General features: G+C 62.9%; 16 protein-coding genes and 1 pseudogene. 7 read left to right on the forward strand and 10 right to left on the reverse strand.

Translation table 11 applies throughout. From position 1 onward, the window contains the following. Nucleotides 1-138 precede the first annotated feature (138 nt). A pseudogene (locus ACU0DV_RS18995) lies at nt 139-1,058 on the forward strand (integrase core domain-containing protein); the annotation flags it as partial. Nucleotides 1,059-1,914: 856 nt separating this feature from the next. Here ACU0DV_RS18995 and ACU0DV_RS19000 read toward each other — a convergent pair. After that, entirely contained in the window at nt 1,915-2,847 is a 933-nt protein-coding gene (locus ACU0DV_RS19000; protein ID WP_446269838.1) for a LysR family transcriptional regulator, read from the reverse strand. Between the two features lie 168 nt (nt 2,848-3,015). Here ACU0DV_RS19000 and ACU0DV_RS19005 point away from each other — a divergent pair, with 168 nt between their 5' ends. The 4 genes from ACU0DV_RS19005 (at nt 3,016) to ACU0DV_RS19020 (ending at nt 7,124) form a co-directional block, all read left to right on the forward strand. Continuing rightward, the gene (locus tag ACU0DV_RS19005) at nt 3,016-4,062 is read left to right on the forward strand and encodes a glutamate cyclase domain-containing protein (protein WP_446273562.1); all 1,047 of its coding nucleotides are present in this window, start codon (nt 3,016-3,018) and stop codon (nt 4,060-4,062) included. 143 nt (nt 4,063-4,205) lie between these two features. Next, nucleotides 4,206-5,285 (forward strand): TRAP transporter substrate-binding protein, encoded by a 1,080-nt coding sequence (locus ACU0DV_RS19010; RefSeq protein ID WP_446269839.1) that lies wholly within the window; start codon nt 4,206-4,208, stop codon nt 5,283-5,285. 80 nt (nt 5,286-5,365) lie between these two features. Continuing rightward, entirely contained in the window at nt 5,366-5,842 is a 477-nt protein-coding gene (locus ACU0DV_RS19015; protein ID WP_157815093.1) for a TRAP transporter small permease subunit, read from the forward strand. Nucleotide 5,843: 1 nt separating this feature from the next. Further along, nucleotides 5,844-7,124, forward strand: a complete 1,281-nt coding sequence (locus ACU0DV_RS19020; RefSeq protein ID WP_446269840.1) for a TRAP transporter large permease — start codon at nt 5,844-5,846, stop codon at nt 7,122-7,124. Nucleotides 7,125-7,380: 256 nt separating this feature from the next. Here ACU0DV_RS19020 and ACU0DV_RS19025 read toward each other — a convergent pair whose 3' ends face one another. The 4 genes from ACU0DV_RS19025 to ACU0DV_RS19040 all read right to left on the reverse strand — a co-directional run bounded on the left by ACU0DV_RS19025 (nt 7,381) and on the right by ACU0DV_RS19040 (nt 11,268). Beyond that, nucleotides 7,381-8,391 carry an NAD/NADP octopine/nopaline dehydrogenase family protein gene (locus tag ACU0DV_RS19025; protein ID WP_446269841.1) on the reverse strand — a complete coding sequence of 337 codons (1,011 nt, stop codon included), beginning with the start codon at nt 8,389-8,391 and terminating at the stop codon, nt 7,381-7,383. A gap of 34 nt (nt 8,392-8,425) precedes the next feature. Next, entirely contained in the window at nt 8,426-9,724 is a 1,299-nt protein-coding gene (locus ACU0DV_RS19030) for a TRAP transporter large permease (protein WP_283983836.1), read from the reverse strand. A gap of 12 nt (nt 9,725-9,736) precedes the next feature. Continuing rightward, entirely contained in the window at nt 9,737-10,216 is a 480-nt protein-coding gene (locus ACU0DV_RS19035; protein WP_100931265.1) for a TRAP transporter small permease, read from the reverse strand. A gap of 65 nt (nt 10,217-10,281) precedes the next feature. Further along, a complete protein-coding gene (locus tag ACU0DV_RS19040) occupies nt 10,282-11,268 on the reverse strand; it encodes a TRAP transporter substrate-binding protein (protein ID WP_446269842.1) in 987 nt (328 codons plus the stop codon). 149 nt (nt 11,269-11,417) lie between these two features. Here ACU0DV_RS19040 and ACU0DV_RS19045 point away from each other — a divergent pair, with 149 nt between their 5' ends. Together ACU0DV_RS19045 and ACU0DV_RS19050 are read left to right on the forward strand one after the other, a co-directional pair. Next, the gene (locus tag ACU0DV_RS19045; protein ID WP_446269843.1) at nt 11,418-12,314 is read left to right on the forward strand and encodes a LysR substrate-binding domain-containing protein; all 897 of its coding nucleotides are present in this window, start codon (nt 11,418-11,420) and stop codon (nt 12,312-12,314) included. A 185-nt stretch (nt 12,315-12,499) separates the two neighbouring features. Continuing rightward, entirely contained in the window at nt 12,500-12,928 is a 429-nt protein-coding gene (locus ACU0DV_RS19050; RefSeq protein ID WP_446269844.1) for a phasin family protein, read from the forward strand. A 186-nt stretch (nt 12,929-13,114) separates the two neighbouring features. On the opposite strand, the gene ACU0DV_RS19055 is transcribed toward ACU0DV_RS19050, so the two are convergent. The 5 genes from ACU0DV_RS19055 to ACU0DV_RS19075 form a co-directional block, all read right to left on the reverse strand. After that, nucleotides 13,115-13,783: a cyclase family protein gene (locus ACU0DV_RS19055; RefSeq protein ID WP_446269845.1), complete on the reverse strand. Its 669-nt coding sequence runs from the start codon at nt 13,781-13,783 to the stop codon at nt 13,115-13,117. A 284-nt stretch (nt 13,784-14,067) separates the two neighbouring features. Beyond that, complete coding sequence (locus ACU0DV_RS19060) at nt 14,068-15,051, reverse strand: sialic acid TRAP transporter substrate-binding protein SiaP (RefSeq protein ID WP_446269846.1); 984 nt, start codon at nt 15,049-15,051, stop codon at nt 14,068-14,070. 21 nt (nt 15,052-15,072) lie between these two features. After that, complete coding sequence (locus ACU0DV_RS19065) at nt 15,073-15,957, reverse strand: SMP-30/gluconolactonase/LRE family protein (RefSeq protein ID WP_446269847.1); 885 nt, start codon at nt 15,955-15,957, stop codon at nt 15,073-15,075. A gap of 5 nt (nt 15,958-15,962) precedes the next feature. Then, on the reverse strand, nt 15,963-17,258 hold the full coding sequence (locus ACU0DV_RS19070; protein WP_283983843.1) for a TRAP transporter large permease: 1,296 nt from the start codon (nt 17,256-17,258) through the stop codon (nt 15,963-15,965). After that, nucleotides 17,251-17,772 carry a TRAP transporter small permease gene (locus ACU0DV_RS19075; protein WP_446269848.1) on the reverse strand — a complete coding sequence of 174 codons (522 nt, stop codon included), beginning with the start codon at nt 17,770-17,772 and terminating at the stop codon, nt 17,251-17,253. Before ACU0DV_RS19075 ends, ACU0DV_RS19070 begins: the two co-directional genes overlap by 8 nt. Nucleotides 17,773-17,779: the final 7 nt, after the last annotated feature.

Raw genomic sequence — 17,779 nt, forward strand, 5'->3', positions numbered from 1 at the left:
CAACAATCGCCGCCTTCTCGAACCCATCGGGAACATTCCGCCCGCAGAGGCCGAGGCAAACTTCTACGCTGCTCGGGAAACATCAGGCATGGCCGCGTAACTAAGACAAATCAGCCTCCGGCAAACCCGGCGCGGTTCAAAATGTTGCAGGACGTCATTCGGCAAAAACTCTGAAGCCTGCCCGTCTCTGCGAGAGATCGTGGCCGGGATGTGGTGCGTCGACTGGGGCGTGTCGATCCGGAGAACCTGTGGGGCCATCTGCTTCGACACGTCCAGCTACCACTACAAGTCCCGGCGGACGCATCAGGCTGCCGTCGAGAGGCGGATCAAGGAGATTTTCTTGACACGCCTACGGTAAGGCTATGGCCGCGTGGATGCCCTGCTGCGACGCGAGCGATTGGTGATCGACATGAAGACGACCCGGGGGATTTACTACGCGTTAGACCTTCAGCTGCACAACAAGCACCCGAAGCGTCGGGTGAAAGCGAAGCTTCGGGAAGATCCTCAGGAAGCCGTCGGTCCGAAAGATGTTAGGGCGATGGACTTTGTGCATGATCAACTCGCCATGAGCAAGAAGCTCCGCATTCTGACGATTGTGGATACCCATTTCAGGTTGTGTCCGGCGGCAGATCCCCGCTTCACCTACCGGGGCGAGGACTTCGTTCAGACGCTCGAGAAGGTCTGCGCCAAGGTTGGCGACCCGAAGAGCAGTCGTTTCGACAACGGCAACGAATTTGTGTCTCAGGACCTCGACCTCTGGGCCTAAGCCAAAGGCGTCACCTAAACTTCTCGCGGCCCGGACAGCCGACCGAGAACGGGTTCATCTTGCGTCGGGACAAACAGTCCACCGGACTGTTTGCTGATCCCTCCTCACCTTCAACAGCAAGCTCCGGTCCGATTGCCTGAACGCGCGTTGATTCATGAGCCTTGCCGACGCCCGGGAAAAGCTGGAAGATTGGCGTAGACACTACAACGAAAACCGACCCCACAGCGCGATCGTACACAACGTCCCGATTTCCATGCATTGTACCGATGGCGTTACCGACCCGCCATCGTGAAAGAGCCGGGAAAATCCAGATTCCTGCAGCCCGAGGTTGGGGAGCGGTACAGATACGGTTTGCCACGGAAATGAATTGACTTCTAAAAGGGGGCTCTCAGAAGTATGGGTCTGGCTACGAAGCAAGAAACCCTTGCGGATCACGTGGAATGCTACGGGATCATCCTCTTCACCGAGAAGTTCGAGGAATGCGTCGCCTTTTATCGTGAAACGCTCGGCCTACCGTTGTGGTACGAGAAAGAACGGCTCTGCTGCCTTCGTTTCGGAGCCGGATACCTCATGATTGAGGGAGGAGGCACTGCCTAAGGCCGACGGAAGGCTCGATCCGAGAACCCGACGATATTACGGTTCAACGTCCCTGACGTCGCCGCTGTGGCGAGCATGTTGGAGGCACAAGCGATCAACGTTGAAACGAAGCATCATAGCTGGGGAACCACTGGCTCATTTACCGATCCTGACGGAAATATCTGTAGCCTCAAGAACGCCGACAATCCCTTCTTCCGTGAAACCCAAGGGGTACCATAGCCAATTACCATGGGCCCGGTGCCGTGATGCTGCGCCGTGGCGTCAATCGTCGTGGGCGCGGACGAAGCTGAAGCTGCTAAACAGCAGGTTAAAAAATGTCGTCTATGCTCATTTCTTGGGCAACCGCGGCACCTGCGAGATCGTAGCTCCGCAACTGCCTGCCCATCATGCCGACGGACTGGGCATTCTAGGCGGTACCATCGAGCGCGCGGTGCGCGAAGCGACGGGAAAAAACAGGTAGTGTCGCAAACGTTTCTGTTCACCTATCGGGCTTGGTCTGCCAGTCGTTTGAATCGGTTGCCAAGGGGTATGCGGCGCGATCGAGTTTAGGGTCAGGACGCATACGCGCCCTTGAACAGATCCGAGACGCCCTTCACCTGCTCATCGATGACCGCGTGAAACATGGTCGCGAACGCGTCGGCCTGTGGCGGGCGATCAAAGCGCGGGAAGACGGCGGAGAACCGGAAGGGAATGTCGGGGGTAAAGGGCCTTACGGCTACGTTGGACAGATCCGCGCGCATGATCGAGAAGACATCGGTTACCGATATGCCCAGACCCGACGACACATAGCTTGAAACCGTGTTGGAATAGAGCGTCTGGATCGTGGCGCCCGGGCGCACACCTGCGCGTTCCATGACCGCCTCGATCTGCATCCGCAGCAGGCTGCTGACCCCCAGAGAGATGAAGGGTTCGCCGTCCAGATCCTCGACCCTGATCGCGTCGCGTTTGGCGAGGGGATTGGTCTTCGGCAGCAGGCAAACGGCTGAAGACACGGGCATTTCAAGATGTTCGAGGTCCGAGCGTTCCGGCGGCACCCGGCAGAGGCCAAGCGAGAACTCGTCCCTCTGGAGGGCGTCCAGAATATGCACGGAGTTGTCGGAGTGGATGAAGAATTTCGTATCCGAATAGCTCTCGCGGAAGCGACGGATCGCCTCGGGCAGCGCCCCGACGGACAGCGTGGACATGGCCGCGATCCGCAGCTTTTGGCCCTGCTTCTTCTTCAGCTGGTCGGCACTGTCGCGCACCCGCTCGAGCGAGCCCACATATTTCTCGACTTCGCGGAAAAGCTCGATGGCCTCGGCGGTGGGCTGCACGCCGGACCATTTGCGGTTGAACAGCACGAGGTCGAGATCCTGTTCCAGATCGCGCACGAGACGGGTCACCGCAGGCTGGCTGATGTGCAGGATCCGTCCGGCCGCAGTCATGCCGCCGCCGATCATGACGGCCCGGAATGCCAGTATCTGCCGGTGGTTCAGATAGTGCACGGGCGCTCCTGTGGCGGCATGCAGTCCATGGATAAGTCAGAACAAAACTGCAGGAGGAGAGCAACCCCATAATGATTTGTTATGGCTCATGCCCTAATTCGATTCGCCAGCGCCCTGCCCTCCTGCCTAGGCTTCCGGAAATCAAAACTGGAAGGAGGTCGGTCTTATATGGCTGATATCATGGGAGAATACGTTGATCGGTTGGTGACCGTGGAGATGCGGAACCGCGGCATGAATCACAACATCATTGCTCCGATCTACGAAGAGGCGCGGCGCGAGGGCGGTGGTCGGCCCATCAGTGCCCGGGCCGCCGAGGCCCTTGTCGAGCATGTCGGCGAAGGCGATGTCGTGCTGATCGTCACCGGTGCCGGCTACGCTCCCGAAGTCCCCAACGGCGAAAGCGACGGACCGCCGGGAGCCGTGGCGCTGGCCCGCGCCCTCTACTGGGGCCTCAAGGCGGTGCCGGTCTACGTTTCCGAAGTCTGCCATGCGCCGCCGGTGATCGCCTCGTCCAATGCCGCGGGCATCATGATCCGGGACTACGAGCTTGCCACCACCCGCCGGATGGGCGCCGCGATGGTGACCGCCCCCGAAGACCAGAGCGAGATCGACGCATGGGCCGATGAGCTGCTGGAGCGGACGCAGGCCAAGGCGATCATCTCGATCGAACGGCTTGGCCCGAACGAAAGCGGCATCGTGCATTATTCGACCGGCGTCGCGCCGAAAAACTGCGTGAACGTCGCCCCGCTTTTCGACAAGGCGACAGAGCGCGGGGTCCTGAGCATCGGCATCGGCGACAACGGCAATGAGATCGGCTTTGGCCGGATTCACGCCTTCATGCAGGATTTCCATCCCTACGGGCGCGAAACGCAGACCGACAAGCCGGGCGGTGCGATCACCGTCACCGCAACGGATATCTTCCTGCCAGCGTCGATCTCGAACTGGGGGGCTTACGGCATCGCCGCGATGCTGGGTTTCCTGCTCAAGGACAAGGAGCTGCTTCAGGATCCGGAACTGGAAAAGCGCATTTTGCGGGCCTGCCTGGACGCCGGCGGCTGGGAAATGCGCTACTGCACGTCGCGGTTCATCGTCGACGGTGCGGAAGGCGAAAGTTCCATGGCGATCGTCCAGCTCTTGCGCGACATGATCCGCCTGAACATCGCCGCCCCTGACAGGGGTCTTTCCCATGGGAAAATGAAGCAGGCCACCGTCTGAGTGTCCCGCCCCGTGGCGGGCATGGGCGGCGGACGCCCGGCCTCGCCCCGGGGCGAATTTGAAAACCCCGGTGACAAGGGGTGCAAAGAAGAACCCGAAAACGAAAACGAAAACGAAAAACCCGACAGCGGAGAAAATCGACAATGACAATCTCAAAATATCTTTGCGGCGCAGCCCTTTGCCTTATCCTGCCTTTCGCGGCCTCGGCTCAGGATCTGCCGGAAACAGAGCTTTCCGTCATCGGCTCGCCGGTGAACTCGCCGAACTGGACAAACGTGCTGGAGCCGTTCTGGAAGGAAACCGTACCCGCCGACAGCGGCAAGAAGATCACGGCGAATGCCGTCAGCATGACCGACCTCGGCGCCAAGGGCCCCGAACTGATGCGCCTCGCGGGGTCCGGCGTGGCGGACATCGTGGCCGGCAGCACGACGCTGATTTCGGGAGAGCTTCCCGAGAACGACGCTATCGACCTTGCCGGTCTGACGCAGGATCTCGATACGCTTCAGAAGGTGATCGCAGCGTACCGTCCGGTGCTGGAAGAGCGGTATCGCGATCAGTTCGGCGTTGTGCCGCTTGGTTTCTGGCCGACCGGCGCGCAGGTGCTGTGGTGCGCGACCGAGGTTTCCGGACTGGACGATCTGGCCGGCAAGAAGATCCGGGTCTTCTCGACCACCACCTCGGCCCTGATTGCCGCCGCCGGCGGCACCCCTGTCACCATGTCCTTCAGCGAGGTTGTCCCGGCGATGCAGCGGGGCGTCATCGACTGCGCGATCACCGGCAGCAACTCTGGCAACAATGCCAAGTGGAACGACGTCGCGACGCACCTCTTCCCCATCACCCTCGGCTGGGGCGTGAACTTCATCGTTGCCAATGCCGACAGGTGGGACGGGCTCGACCCCGAGGTACGCGCGTTCCTTGAGCAAGAGATCGAGACCAAGCTGGAGCCCGTGGGCTGGGAGATGGCCCGCATCGCCACCGATCAGGGCATCTGGTGCTCGGTCGGCGATGATCGCTGTGTTCCCGAATCGACCGCGCCGCGCAACCTGACCAAGGCCGACATGACCCTCGTGGACCTGAGCGATGCCGACCGCGAGACGCTCAAAATCCTTGTCGCGGAGCACGTTATGGCAGAGTTCACCGCCGCCTGCGGTGCAGACTGCGTACAACGCTGGAACGAGACGGTCGGCGCGGTTGTCGACATCGAGCTCGAAGCCGCGCAGTGAGCGGCTCCCCGTCTTCCCTGCCTTCCGACAAGCTTGCACGGCTCGCTCGGATCGCGGCAATCGGCAGCGGAGTCCTTCTCTTGGGGTCCGCTGCCCTCATGACCTTCGAGGTTCTGGCCCGACGGCTTTTGGGTCACAGCATCATCGGGGTCGACGAACTGGCGGGCTACGCCTTCGGCATTGCCATGGCCTGGGGCTTTGCGCAGGCGTTGTTCATGCGCGCCCACATCCGGGTGGACCTCGTCTACCTCCGGCTGCCCATGAAGATGCAGCGGGTTCTGGATGTGGTCGCCATGGGCGCCTTTGCCGGGATCATCGGGATCCTCGTCCGCCATGCGACCGGAACGCTGCTGGAGTCCCTGCGCCTTGGCGCACGGGCCAGCACGCCGCTGAACACGCCGCTCTGGATCCCGCAGTCGCTCTGGTTGATGGGCCTGATCTTCTTCCTGATCTGCCTCCTGGTGCTTCTGTTCGACCTCGTGGTGGCGATGCTGCGGCGGGATTACGCGCTGGCCGCGCGGCTGGGCGCCTCCGAGAGCGCGCTGAAAAGGATGTGACATGCAACTGGCACTCTTTCTCCTCTTCCTGCTGATCGCCTTGGGCCTGCCGATTGCCGCCGTGCTGGGGCTGCTGGCGGTTGCCCTCGATCTGGCCCTGTCCTCTTTCCCGCTGCAGCGCGCCTTCGGAGAGATCGCGTGGTCGCACAGCATCGACTTCGTTCTGATCGCCATCCCCATGTTCATCATGATGGGCGAGATCATGCTGCGCTCGCAGATGGCGGACCGCATGTATCGCGGCGTCTCCGCTTGGATCGGCTGGCTGCCCGGCGGGCTGATGCACGCCAACATCGGCGCCAGCGCGCTCTTCGCGGCCACCTCCGGGTCCAGTGTGGCCACGGCCGCCACCATCGGCACGACGGCGATGCCGCAGGTGGATCGGCACGGCTACAACGAGCGGCTCTTTCTCGGCAGCCTTGCCGCGGGCGGGACGCTGGGCATCCTGATCCCGCCCTCCATCAACATGATCATCTACGGCTTCCTGACCGACACCTCCGTTCCGCGCCTGTTCGTCGCCGGGCTGGTGCCGGGCATCCTGCTTGCGCTGATCTTCGTGGTGACGATCCTGACCCTGTGTCTGATCGTGCCGTCATGGGGCGGCCAGAAGGCGCCCATGTCGCGCGAGCGGCTGTGGCGTAGCATCCCGGACCTCGCGCCGCCGCTGGGCCTGTTCCTCGTGGTGATCGGTTCGATCTACGCCGGATGGGCCACCCCGACCGAAGCCGCATCCATCGGCGTGATCGCGGCCCTCGGGCTGGCGGCCATGTACCGCGAACTGAGCTGGCCCATGCTGGTCGAGGTCTTCATCGGCACCATTCGCACCTCGTCGATGATGATCCTCATCACCCTGCTGGCCTTTCTGCTGAACTTCGTGATCGGGGCGACCGGGCTGGTCTCGTCGGTCAACACCTTCGTCAGCGGACTGGACTGGAGCCCGCTTGCCACCCTGCTGGTCATCCTCTGCGTCTACCTCGTGCTGGGGATGTTCATGGACACCCTCGCGATGATCGTGCTGACCATCCCGATCGTGACGCCCATCGTCGTGGGACTGGGCTACGATGCGATCTGGTTCGGGGTCATGATGGTGCTGGTCGCCGAAACCTCGGTGCTGACGCCGCCCATCGGCATGCTGTGCTACGTGGTCCACGGGATCCGCGGACGGGGTGAATTGCAGGACGTGTTCATCGGGGTCGCCCCCTTCATCGTGGCCCTGATGGTCATGATCGGGCTGATGATCTCCGTGCCGGAGCTCGCGCTCTGGCTTCCGAACCTGCTGTACTAGGGAACGCAGGTTCCGAACGAAGGCAGATCCCGTCCCGGTCCTTGCGTCCGGGGCGGGATCGTCGCGTTTCCGGAGGACGGTCCGCCACAGGGGAGCCGCTATGGGGACACGGGGCTCGGGCCAGCCGATGTCCTGCGCCTCGACAGGAAAGGCCCGTAACTCTTCGCCCCTGCCCTCCTCTTGGAACGAAGAAAAGGCCCGCGGCAGTGCTGCCACGGGCCAGGGCTTTGACACCTGTCTTCAGATCAAGGCGCTGTCAGAGGGCCTCGAGCACCTCCGAAAGCATGTCGTTCTTCGCGCGGAAGTCCGCGCCGAGGTAGCCCGACAGCAGCCTGATCCCGGCCTCATGCAACTCCATCGGGGCGCCCTTCGCCCGGGCAAGTGCGCAAAGCGGCACAAGCCCGAAAGGCACGTCCTCCCAGATGTAGCGCGTGTCGAGGCTTCGGGGGCCCAGCGTTCCGGGGGCGCGCCGAAAGACCTGCCCGGCCATCTCGGAGACGGTGCCCGGGGTCAGGCCGGGGAAGGTCATCAGGTAGTGGTCATGCACGCTGCGGACCTCGAACCCGTAGCTTTCCGCCAGCGCCAGCCGTTCCGTGTCGAGGTCCTCGATCAACCGTCCCACGGCGGGGGTGATGCACTCGTAGTTCTCCCAGGACTCGCCGCGCTCGATGCGAGTGAGGTTCGCGATGGCATTGGCGAGGTGGATCTGCGGGTTGAGGTTGCTCAGACCGATACGCAGGACATCCCCCACATACCGGAAGCGGGGGCCGAAGAGTGTGACGCAGAGCGCAGTGGCCTCTTCGGCGTCCTCGAACCCCGCGCTGGCCATGTCGACCGTGTCGCGCAGTGTGCCTACGCGGATACCGCCGTCGTTGCGCTGCGCCGTGGGCACGGTCGTCGACCACGAAACGGTGCGGACAGAGCGGCCCTGAGCGGCAATGGCCCCGCGCAGGTAGACCGAGGCATAGGACAGTTCCGCGCTGAAGATCACCACCTGCTCGGGGCGAAGGTGCGGCACCAGCGCATCCAGCGCCGCCCGATTGCCCTGCGCGCAGCGGGCCATCACCAGAACCTCGGCGAAGGCGGCGGCCTCTTCGGCTCCGGCAACCTGCTCGATCCGGTGGTCGCCCTCGATCTCTCCGGTGAAATGCTCCACCCCGGACCCACTCCGGCTTTGCGACCAGAGCCGCACGTCATGCCCCGCCTGCTTCAGCAGCGCGCAATAGGTCAGGCCGACGGGGCCGCCCCCGACAACAGTTGCTTTCATAGTGTCTCCTCCGGCCCGGAAGCCGTCTTGGTTTTCAGTTTGTTGGAAAGGCTTCCGGGAAGAAGGTCTTCGGCAGGAACATGAAGACCGACGGAAGGAAGATCACCAGCAGGATGATCCCGACGGTTATCAGCACGATCGGCAGCACGGCGCGGAAGGCCCGGGGCATGTCGACCTCGCCGATCTGTGCGGCGATGAGCAGGCAGATGCCGTAGGGCGGCGTGGTCAGGCCAATGGCCAGCGACAGGCAGACCACGAGGGCGAGGTGGATGTCGGGGATCTGCGCGACCAGCCCCAGTTCCTTGATGATTGGCAGGAAGATGATCACCGCGGTCATCGGGCTGAGCACGGTGCCGACGATCAGGCTGAAGATCATCAGCATGATCAGCACGCCCCAGTCCTTCTGCGAAACGGACGAGATGAACTCGGCGATTTCACGTGCAACCCCGAGGTAGGAGATCAGCCAGCCCATGATGCCGGCAGCGGCCACGGCGAACATCGGCAGCGAGTAGGCCACGACCGTTTCGCAGAGGATTCCGAAGAGCGCGCGCGGATTCACCGTGCGGTAGATCGCGACGGCCAGCACCAGGCCGACGAGCGCGGCGATGGCCGAGGCTTCGGTGGCGGTGAACATGCCACTGGTGATGCCGCCAAGGATGATCAGCGGGATAAGCAGCGCAGGGGCCGCGCGCTTGGCGGTGTCTCCTCGCTCCTTCCACGGGATCCGCACGGTGTTCACCACCCCGTGCCGCGAGGCGACGTAGTAGGTGTATCCCATCTGACCAAAGGCGATCAGGATGCCGGGCAGGATGCCCGCCATGAAGAGGCCCGCGATGGAGACGTTGCCGAAGGCGCCGTAGATCACGAAGAGGATCGAGGGCGGGATGATCACCCCCAGCGTCGACGAGGTGGCGGTCAGCGCCACGGCGAAGGGGGCCGGGTAGCCCGCCTTCTTCATGGCCGGGATCATGATGGCGCCGACGCTGGCGGTATCGGCGGCGGCCGAGCCCGACATCGAGGCGAACATCATGCTGACGAGCACGTTGATGTGGCCCAGCCCGCCCTTGATGTGGCCGACCATCGACTGCGCGAAGGTCATCAGCCGGTCGGTGATGCCGCTGTCGTTCATCAGCCGCCCGAGCAGCAGGAAGAAGGGCACCGCGAGAAGCGCGAAGGAATTGATGTTCGACAGCATCTGGTTGACCACCGAACTCGCCGGCAGACCGAGTTGTAGGACGGTGACAAGCGAGGCCAGCGCGATGGCGAAGGCAATCGGAACCCGAAGCAGGATCAGGAACAGGAAGCCGGCGATAAGGGTGATGATGGGGATCATGTCGGTCAGGCCCTAGCGGTCGGAAGAGAACAGCCGGGTGGCGGTCCGGATGATCAGCTCGATGGCGAACAGCATCATGGCGGCTCCGGCCACGGCGATCACGACGTTCTGGTAGAACATCGGGAAACCCAGCGAGAAGGAATAGCGGCGCCAGCTCATGTCTGCATAGCTCCAGCCGTTGACCATGAGCACCCATATGACCGGGAGGCACAGTACGAGGGCGAGGAGGGCAAGCGCGAGATTGGAGCGTTCGAAGTGGGCGGGCAGGATTTCCACGACGTAGTGGACGCCCTTCCGGAACCCCACGGCGGCGCCGAGGAACACGCTCCAGACGAAGCAGAACATCGCGACCTCATCGGTCCAGACGTAGCTGCCCGGCAGCAGGTTGCGCGAGAGGATCTGGAACAGAACGCAGAGGATGAAGATCAGGAAGAACGTGCCGCCCGCGACGTAGCACAGGCGTTCGATCCCGGAGTTCAGTTTGGTGAGCATGGCCGGTCCCTTCGGCGAAGATGCACCGGGCGGCGGGGAGGAAACCGTCGCCCGGATCGCATCCATCAGTCGATGTTGCGGATTGCGTCGAGAACTTCGGAGGCCCCGATCTGCTCGGCGACCTCGTCGTGCAGCGGGCGGACAACCTCGATGAAGGGCGCCTTGTCGACCTCCGAGAGGATGACCTGACCGGAGTCGACCAGCGGCTGGAGAAGCGAGCTGTCATACTCGATACCCTTGTCGATCCCGACCACGGCGGCCTTGGCTGCGGCGGCTCGGAAGATCGACTTGTCTTCGTCCGAAAGGCGATCCCAAGCGATCTGGCTGATGGTGATGTGGCTCACCATGAACTGGTGCTGCGTCGTGGAGTGATAGGGCGCCACTTCGTAGAGCTTGTTGCCGACATAGGCGCTGATGGAGCTTTCGAAGGCATTGGCCACGCCGGTCTGGAGGGCGGTGTAAAGCTCGGTGAAGGGCAGAGAGATCGGCTGCGCGCCACTGGCCTCCCACATCACGGCGTCCAATCGCGAGCCCGGGACCCGCATTTTCATGCCGGCCAGATCGTCGATGGAGGCGACCTCCTTCGCGTTGTTGGACAGGTTGCGGATGCCCCCGCCGGTGAGGCCCAGCAGCACCAGCCCGTTGCCCGAGTCCTGATAGACCCGGTCGAAGTAGCCGACGACCGGCCCTTCCGGATCCATCGCCTTGCGGAAGACCTCGATGCTGGGGAACAGGTAGCTGATGCTGAAGAGCTGGAACTCGGGGAAGAAGGGGGTCGCCTCCTGCGTGCCGCCGATCAGCAGGTCGATTGTGCCGAGGCGCATTTCGTCCAGCGCGGTGGCATCCCGGCCAAGCGTCGCGCCCGGGAAGATCTCGATCTCGATCCGCCCGTCGGTGGCGGCCTCCACCTCGGCCTTCAGCGTTTCGGCGGCGTCGAGCCACGGGTGCGGGGGGTTGCCCTGGCTGGACAGGCGAAGGGTTTCGGCATCGGCGGTTCCGGCGAGGCCAGCCGCGACGGCGCAGGCGGCAAGCGCGCCCATCATTCGGTTCATCATATCTTCTCCACTGTCGGAACGTGTTTTTCGTGACCCCGCAGGGATGCAGGGTGTTGCAAAGGCTGACAATCCGTTGTGATAATGTCCAATACAAACTAGTGATCTTATCATACACTGATGTTATACTCGGCCGGAGACGCCCCACCGTGGTACATGTGACCCTCCGTCAGATCGAAGCCTTCCGTCACCTCATGGAGAGCCGGACCATGACCGGCGCGGCGGAACGGATGTCGATCAGTCAACCCGCGATAAGCCGCCTGATCGCGGATCTCGAGGCCACCCTCGAATTGCAGCTCTTCGAGCGATCCGGCCCAAGGCTGCGCGCCACGACCGCTGCGCTGCGGCTGGTCTCGGAGGTGGAGCGGGTATTTCTCGGCCTTGACCATGTGGAGGCGGCGGCGCGGCGCATTCGTCGTTTCCCGTCAGACCCTTACAGGATCGCCGCCCCGCCCTTCCTGTCGAGCGGATTCATGGCGCGGCTGGTGGCCCGGGTGACCGCAGACCTGCCGGATCTGACCGTAAGCCTGCACACGGATACCTCTCACGCGATCGCCGAACAGGTGTCCCGGGGTGAGCATGATTTCGGTCTCTGCACCCTCGCCGCTTCGGTGCAGGACGTCACCGTGGCCCACCGTGTGACCATCGGCACGGATTGCGTGGTGCCTGCGGACCACCCGCTCGCCGCCAAGGCGGTGATCCGAGAGGTCGATCTGGATGGAGAACGGATTTTCGTGCTGGGCCGAAGCGGCGCCATCAGGCCGCAGATCAACAGCGTCTTCGAACGCGCCAACATCCAGATGCGGATCGTGGGCGAGGTGCTGCACGCATCCTCCTGCGCCTCTTTCGTGGCCGAGGGGCTGGGCATCGCGCTGATGAACACGATCTCTGCGCGGACCTCTGTCGTAGCGGGAACGCGGATCGTGCCGTTTTCTCCGGCGATCACGCAGGATTTCTCGGCCATCGTCCCCAAGCGGGACAAGTTCGCGAACGTGACAGAGGCGTTCCTGTCCCACCTCCCCGGCGTCGTCGACGATTTTACTTAGAGGGGTTGTCGCGGATTCTGTCGCAAACTTCCGTACTTCCGAGAGACCGACCTACCGTTTCCGTTCCGGAAAGCACTCCGGAGACCGGATTCTCTTAACTGGTGCGCCTTGTAATGCTGCGCCGCAGCATTACATGTGTCTCAACGCAAAGAGACACGCTAAACACTCCCGAAAGGAGCCCTGACATGGCAAAGCAGAACCAGAAATCCGCATCGAACGAAATCCAGAGCATGTTCGATCCGAAGAACTACCAGGATTTTTTCAAGACATGGGCAAACATGAACGAGCGTTTCACCTCGATCATGGTCGATGCTGGCCACCGCTCCATCAAGATCACGTCCGAGACGGCTAACGAGGCCCTGTCGAACTTCCGCGACGCAGCACAGGTTCGGGACGAACCGGCGCATTACGCGCAAGCCTACAGCACCTTGATGCAGCAGCAGATTGAACTTGCCGGACGCGCCATGCAGTCCTTTGGCGAAGAGAGCCAGAAAACCGGCTCCGCAGTTGCCGAACTGACGTCCGAAGAAGGCAACGCGATTGCCGAAAAAGCGACCGAGAACGCCGAACGTCTCGCGGAAAAGGCGAGCTCGGCCACGAAGAAAGCGGCCTGAGTTCCAACACGCGAAAGCGTGACCCTAAAAAACGGCGGATCCGAAAGGGTCCGCCGTTTTGCTTTTAAGAGAGCCCCGATGCCGGTGCCATCAACCTGACAATTGGACTCCGACAGGGAACAACCGCTCGCTCCGCACACCCGCAGAATGGTCTAGCCGCTCTGAAGCGGTCCATAACTGATCGAATCAGTGGAGCGCCACGATCCGGGAGGGCCCGCCCGACCCGCCTGCGACCTTGGGCGCTCCGACGAACACGTACGCCCCGGAGGGCGCGATCTCGTCCATCGACGCAAGACACTCGACACCCCATCGCCCGGAGCCCAGCCAGTCGTAGTGGACGGGGAACTCACCTGAAGCGAGGCCGCGGTCCAGCGACAGCGTGTCCACCGCGATCCCCCTGACCGAGCGCTCCTCGATCAGGAAGCGGGCGGCTTCGTGGTGGAAGCCGGGTGTGTGGTTCTTACCCTCGGCGTCGAGGCCCGTGTATTTCTCTGTCTTGAGATGGGCTGCCCAGCCAGAGTTCATGGCAACACACGCGCCTTCGGGGATTTCACCATGTTGTGCTTCCCACGCCGCGATGTCGTCGGGGGTCAGGTAGGCGTCGGCATCCGCGGCGGCCTTGGCGCGGATGTCGATGATCGCAAGCGGGCAGAGCAGGTCTGCGACGGGGATCAGGTCTACGCTGTTGCCGTCTTCGGAGAAATGGAGCGGCGCGTCGATGTGGGTGCCGGTGTGCTCCATCAGCGTCCAGCGGTTGAGGTTGACCCGATCCTTTTCCCAGGTGACGGGACGTTCCATTTCGAACCACCGTTCGCCGGAGAAGGTCGGAAACCCTTCGTAGAGCGTATGGCTCATGTCGGTGATCTTGCTGAAACTGAGGGGACCGGTATCTGTCGCCGCAGACGCAGGACGGGCGCCGCCGGCAAGGGAGCCGGCCCCTGCCATTGCAGCGATTCCAAGCGTGAAGCCGGATTTCAGGAGACCGCGGCGCGTGGCCTTTTCACAGACCGCGTGAAGGCAATTCGGAGGGCACATTGGATATGTCCTTGCATGATGGGGTAAGGAAGTTGAGCGGCGGGATGCCGCGATCCGCAACCGCAGCCAAGGAACGGCTACGGGTGTGGCAACAGGCATGGCGGTCAGAGACCGTTGATCGCGTCCAGCATGCCCTCGGGCCAGGACTTCGACAGTGGAGAGTTCAGGTACTGCTCCTGCGCGTGGGACTGGAACGCCGCGACATCGGGCGTGTACACCTTGAGCCCTTCACCTTCGAAGAATTCGATCAGCTCGGCTTCCTGGTTCAGGTACTGTTCGTCCGACCATGCGACGGCCTTTTTCGCCGCCGCGCGCATCCGCTCCTGCTGTTCGGGAGTCAGGGCGTCGAAGACCTGCGACGAGACGAGGATGAGGCCGATCCCGACATTGTGGCCGGTCAGCACGATCTGGTCGGTGACCTCGTAGAATTTCATCTCCTTGTCGTTGGGCAACGGATTGTCCTGACCGTCGACCACGCCAGACTGCAGCGCGGTGTAAAGCTCGGCGTAGGGGACCGGAACCGGGTTCGCCCCCAGCGACTTGCCGAGGAATTGCCAGCTTTCGCCGCCGGGCATCCGCAGTTTCACGCCGGACATGTCGGCGGGGGTGTTGATCTCCTTGTCGCCGCGCAAGTTGACCTGGCGGGTGCCGTAGTAGAGTGGGGTCAGGATCTCGACGCCCAGCTTTTCCCGGGCGATCTGGCGCAGCTGTTCGCCGACCTCCGAGTCAAAGACCGCCTTGAGGTGCGCCTGGTCGCGGATCACATAGGCTGCGCCAAGGATGTCGAACTCTGGCGCCTGCTGGGCAAGGTCGGAGGGCGGCAGACTGGCCATCTGGATGTTGCCGCGCTGAATGCCCGTCAGCTCGGTGCCCTGCTTCATCAGGGTCGCGCCATAGTATGGCTTGAAGTCGAACTCTTCGCCGATCTCCTTGGCGAAGATGTCGACGAGGGCCACGTTGCGCGGCGCCTGCTGCGGGTTCACGTCGGAAAAGATCAACTCGATCTTGTCCTGAGCCTGCGCGGCCCCCGTGAGCATCGCCACCGCAAGCGCGGCTGAGGCGAAAGTCCTGAGTCTTTTATGGATCATCATGTCCTCCCTTGGTGATCGTCAAAGTGCAAAGCGGTTCTCCGGCACCCCCTGCCCCGCGCCTTCGATTGCGAAGACGCTGCCAGCCAGCGGCTCGGCGTCCAGTTGATCGGGCGACAGGAACTTGAAGGCCGAGGTGACGTAGAGCGTGCGGAAATCGGAGCCCCCGAAACACAGGCAGGTCGGGTTGGTTACCGGCAGCGCGATTTCGCGGTCGATCCTTCCGTCAGGGGCGTAGCGAACGACCCGGCCACCGGCAAAGAAGGCCTGCCAGAGGCAGCCATCGGCATCGACGCAGGCACCGTCCGGCCGGTCGCCGGAGGCGGAATAGTCGGCGAAGACTTCGCGCCCGACGATGGTCTCCCCTGCCTCGTCAAGTGCGAGGCGCCAAGTGATGTAGCGGCGGGTGTCGGTGAAGTACATGTGCCGTCCGTCCGGATCGAAGGCGATACCGTTCGACACGATCACGTCGTCCAGCATCCGCGTGACGGTGCCGTCCGGATCGACCCGGTAGAGTGCGCCCAGCCCTTGGCTCAGACCATTGTCCATCGTTCCGATCCACAGGCGTCCGCGGGTATCGACCCGGCCATCGTTCAGCCGTGTGGCGGGTATCTGCTCGCCGGGGATGGTGGCGAAGAAACTGGCCTCGCCGCTTTCCGGGTCGATCAGCACCAAGTCGAGGTCACGCGCGGCCAGGAGACCGTCGGACCGTGTCAGTGATAGCGAGCCGAAGTAGGTGCCGGGCTGTTCCTGCGCCATAGCTTCGCCGCTGGCGGGGTCCAGACGCCAGAGCGTCGGCTGCTCGATGTCGATCCACCACAGGCAGTTGCGACGCGCGTCCCAGAGCGGGGTCTCTCCCAGTTGGGCGGCGACTTTCTGGACGCATTCGACCTTTGGTTGTGTCATGCGCGTCATCCCTTGTAGCCCAGCATCCGGGGCAACCAGAGCACGAAGTCGGGCACGAATGTGATGATCATCAGGGCCACGACCAGGGCGAAGAGGAAGGGCAGCAGGTCCCGGACGATCCGGGCCAGTGGCTGCTTGGTGATCGTGGACACGATGAACAGCAGCAGCCCGTAGGGCGGCGTGATCAGCCCCAGCATGGCGTTGACCACGCAAATGACGCCGAAGTGCACGAGGTCGATCCCAAGCGACTGGGCCGTCGGGATGAAGATCGGCACGATGATCAGCAGGATCGCCCCGGATTCCAGGATGCAGCCCAGAACGAGGAACAGCGCGTTGATGGCCAGCAGGAACCCGACGCGGGACAGCTCGTACTGGCCCAGGAAGGCTGCGAGCGAGTCCGGCACGTTCTCGCGGGTGACGACGTACTGGAAGGTCAGCGCCCCTGCGATGAGGATGCCGACGGTCGCCGTCGAACGGGCCGAAGCCAGCAGCGTCTCGTAGAATTGCCCCAGTCTGACCGAGCGATAGACCACGACCGAGATCGTGAGAGCGTAAAAGGCAGCCACGGCGGCGGCCTCTGTCGGGGTCATCACGCCGCCGTAGATCCCGCCCAACAGGATGACCGGCAAAAGCAGCGCGGGAATGGCGCGGAAGGTGACACCGGGCATGTCGCGCAGCGACACCACCTCGTCGACGGAGAAGTTGCGGCGATGGGCGATGACGGCGTTCATCACCATCAGCACCACGCCCATCAGTAGACCCGGCGCCATGCCGGCGGCAAAGAGGTAGCCAACCGATTGGTCGGAGACGAGCGCATAGAGTACCATGGGGATCGACGGGGGGATGATCGGCCCGATCGTGGCCGAGGCAGCGGTGATCGCAGCGGCGTAGGACGGGGTGTACTTGCCGTCCTTCGTCATCATGTTGATGATGATCTTGCCCATGCCGACCGCATCCGCGACGGCAGAGCCCGACATACCTGAGAAGATCAGCGAGGACACCACGTTGACGTGTCCCAGGCCGCCCTTGAACCGCCCGACGAGCGCCTGCGAAAACTGCAGCAGCCGGTCCGCCAGAGAGCCGATGTTCATTATGTCGGCCGCGAGGATGAACAGCGGGATCGCCAGCAGCGTGTAGCTGTTGAACAGCCCCTGCAGGAGCGTCTCTGAGGCGATGGAGGGGTCGAACCCTTTCATGATCAGGTAGACGGAGGACCCGCAGATCATGGACAGGCCCATCGACAGGCCGCCGAACGCCAGGAAGGCGATCAGCAGGATCGAGACGAGAAACGGATCAGTCATAATCGTGGGTTCCGGCCGATTGGGTTGTGTCGAACGCCGGCCCGGAACCGGAAATGCCGCGCCAGATGCTGATGAAACAGCGCAGGATCACGGAGAGCGCGAAGGGCATGTAGATCGCGAAGACCCAGTCGAAGGGGATCTTCATGTAGGCGGTCTTCTCGATCGCCATGAAGGTGACGTAGTCCCATACGTAAGGCAGCGTCCAGATGAAGATGCCCGCGCAGATGGCCCCGGTCACGACATCCATCGCCCGCCGTCCGCCGCGCGGCAAAAGGTTGTAGAGGATGTCCAGCCGGATCACCTCGGATTCGCGCACGACAAAGGCGTATCCGAACAGGATGCCCCACAGCCACGCGATCGATACGAACTCCACCGTCCAGCCCAGCGGGAGGTTCAGCAGGTAGCGGAACACGATCTGGACCAGGAAGCTGACGAAGAGTGCGCCCAGGATCAGCGCGAGAAAGTTCTCGGCTCGCGCACCGAGCCATCCGATTGGTTTTCGCAGACGGTCCATCCTGCCC

The sequence above is a fragment of the Sagittula sp. genome (assembly GCF_052825245.1).

Coding starts and splice junctions, on each gene's coding strand:
- ACU0DV_RS19035 (WP_100931265.1), bottom strand. CDS start 10,216: ATGCTCACCAAACTGAACTCCGGGATCGAACGCCTGTGCTACGTCGCG.
- ACU0DV_RS19005 (WP_446273562.1), top strand. CDS start 3,016: ATGGCTGATATCATGGGAGAATACGTTGATCGGTTGGTGACCGTGGAG.
- ACU0DV_RS19070 (WP_283983843.1), bottom strand. CDS start 17,258: ATGACTGATCCGTTTCTCGTCTCGATCCTGCTGATCGCCTTCCTGGCG.
- ACU0DV_RS19025 (WP_446269841.1), bottom strand. CDS start 8,391: ATGAAAGCAACTGTTGTCGGGGGCGGCCCCGTCGGCCTGACCTATTGC.
- ACU0DV_RS19055 (WP_446269845.1), bottom strand. CDS start 13,783: ATGAGCCATACGCTCTACGAAGGGTTTCCGACCTTCTCCGGCGAACGG.
- ACU0DV_RS19020 (WP_446269840.1), top strand. CDS start 5,844: ATGCAACTGGCACTCTTTCTCCTCTTCCTGCTGATCGCCTTGGGCCTG.
- ACU0DV_RS19010 (WP_446269839.1), top strand. CDS start 4,206: ATGACAATCTCAAAATATCTTTGCGGCGCAGCCCTTTGCCTTATCCTG.
- ACU0DV_RS19040 (WP_446269842.1), bottom strand. CDS start 11,268: ATGAACCGAATGATGGGCGCGCTTGCCGCCTGCGCCGTCGCGGCTGGC.
- ACU0DV_RS19075 (WP_446269848.1), bottom strand. CDS start 17,772: ATGGACCGTCTGCGAAAACCAATCGGATGGCTCGGTGCGCGAGCCGAG.
- ACU0DV_RS19050 (WP_446269844.1), top strand. CDS start 12,500: ATGGCAAAGCAGAACCAGAAATCCGCATCGAACGAAATCCAGAGCATG.
- ACU0DV_RS19030 (WP_283983836.1), bottom strand. CDS start 9,724: ATGATCCCCATCATCACCCTTATCGCCGGCTTCCTGTTCCTGATCCTG.
- ACU0DV_RS19060 (WP_446269846.1), bottom strand. CDS start 15,051: ATGATCCATAAAAGACTCAGGACTTTCGCCTCAGCCGCGCTTGCGGTG.
- ACU0DV_RS19065 (WP_446269847.1), bottom strand. CDS start 15,957: ATGACACAACCAAAGGTCGAATGCGTCCAGAAAGTCGCCGCCCAACTG.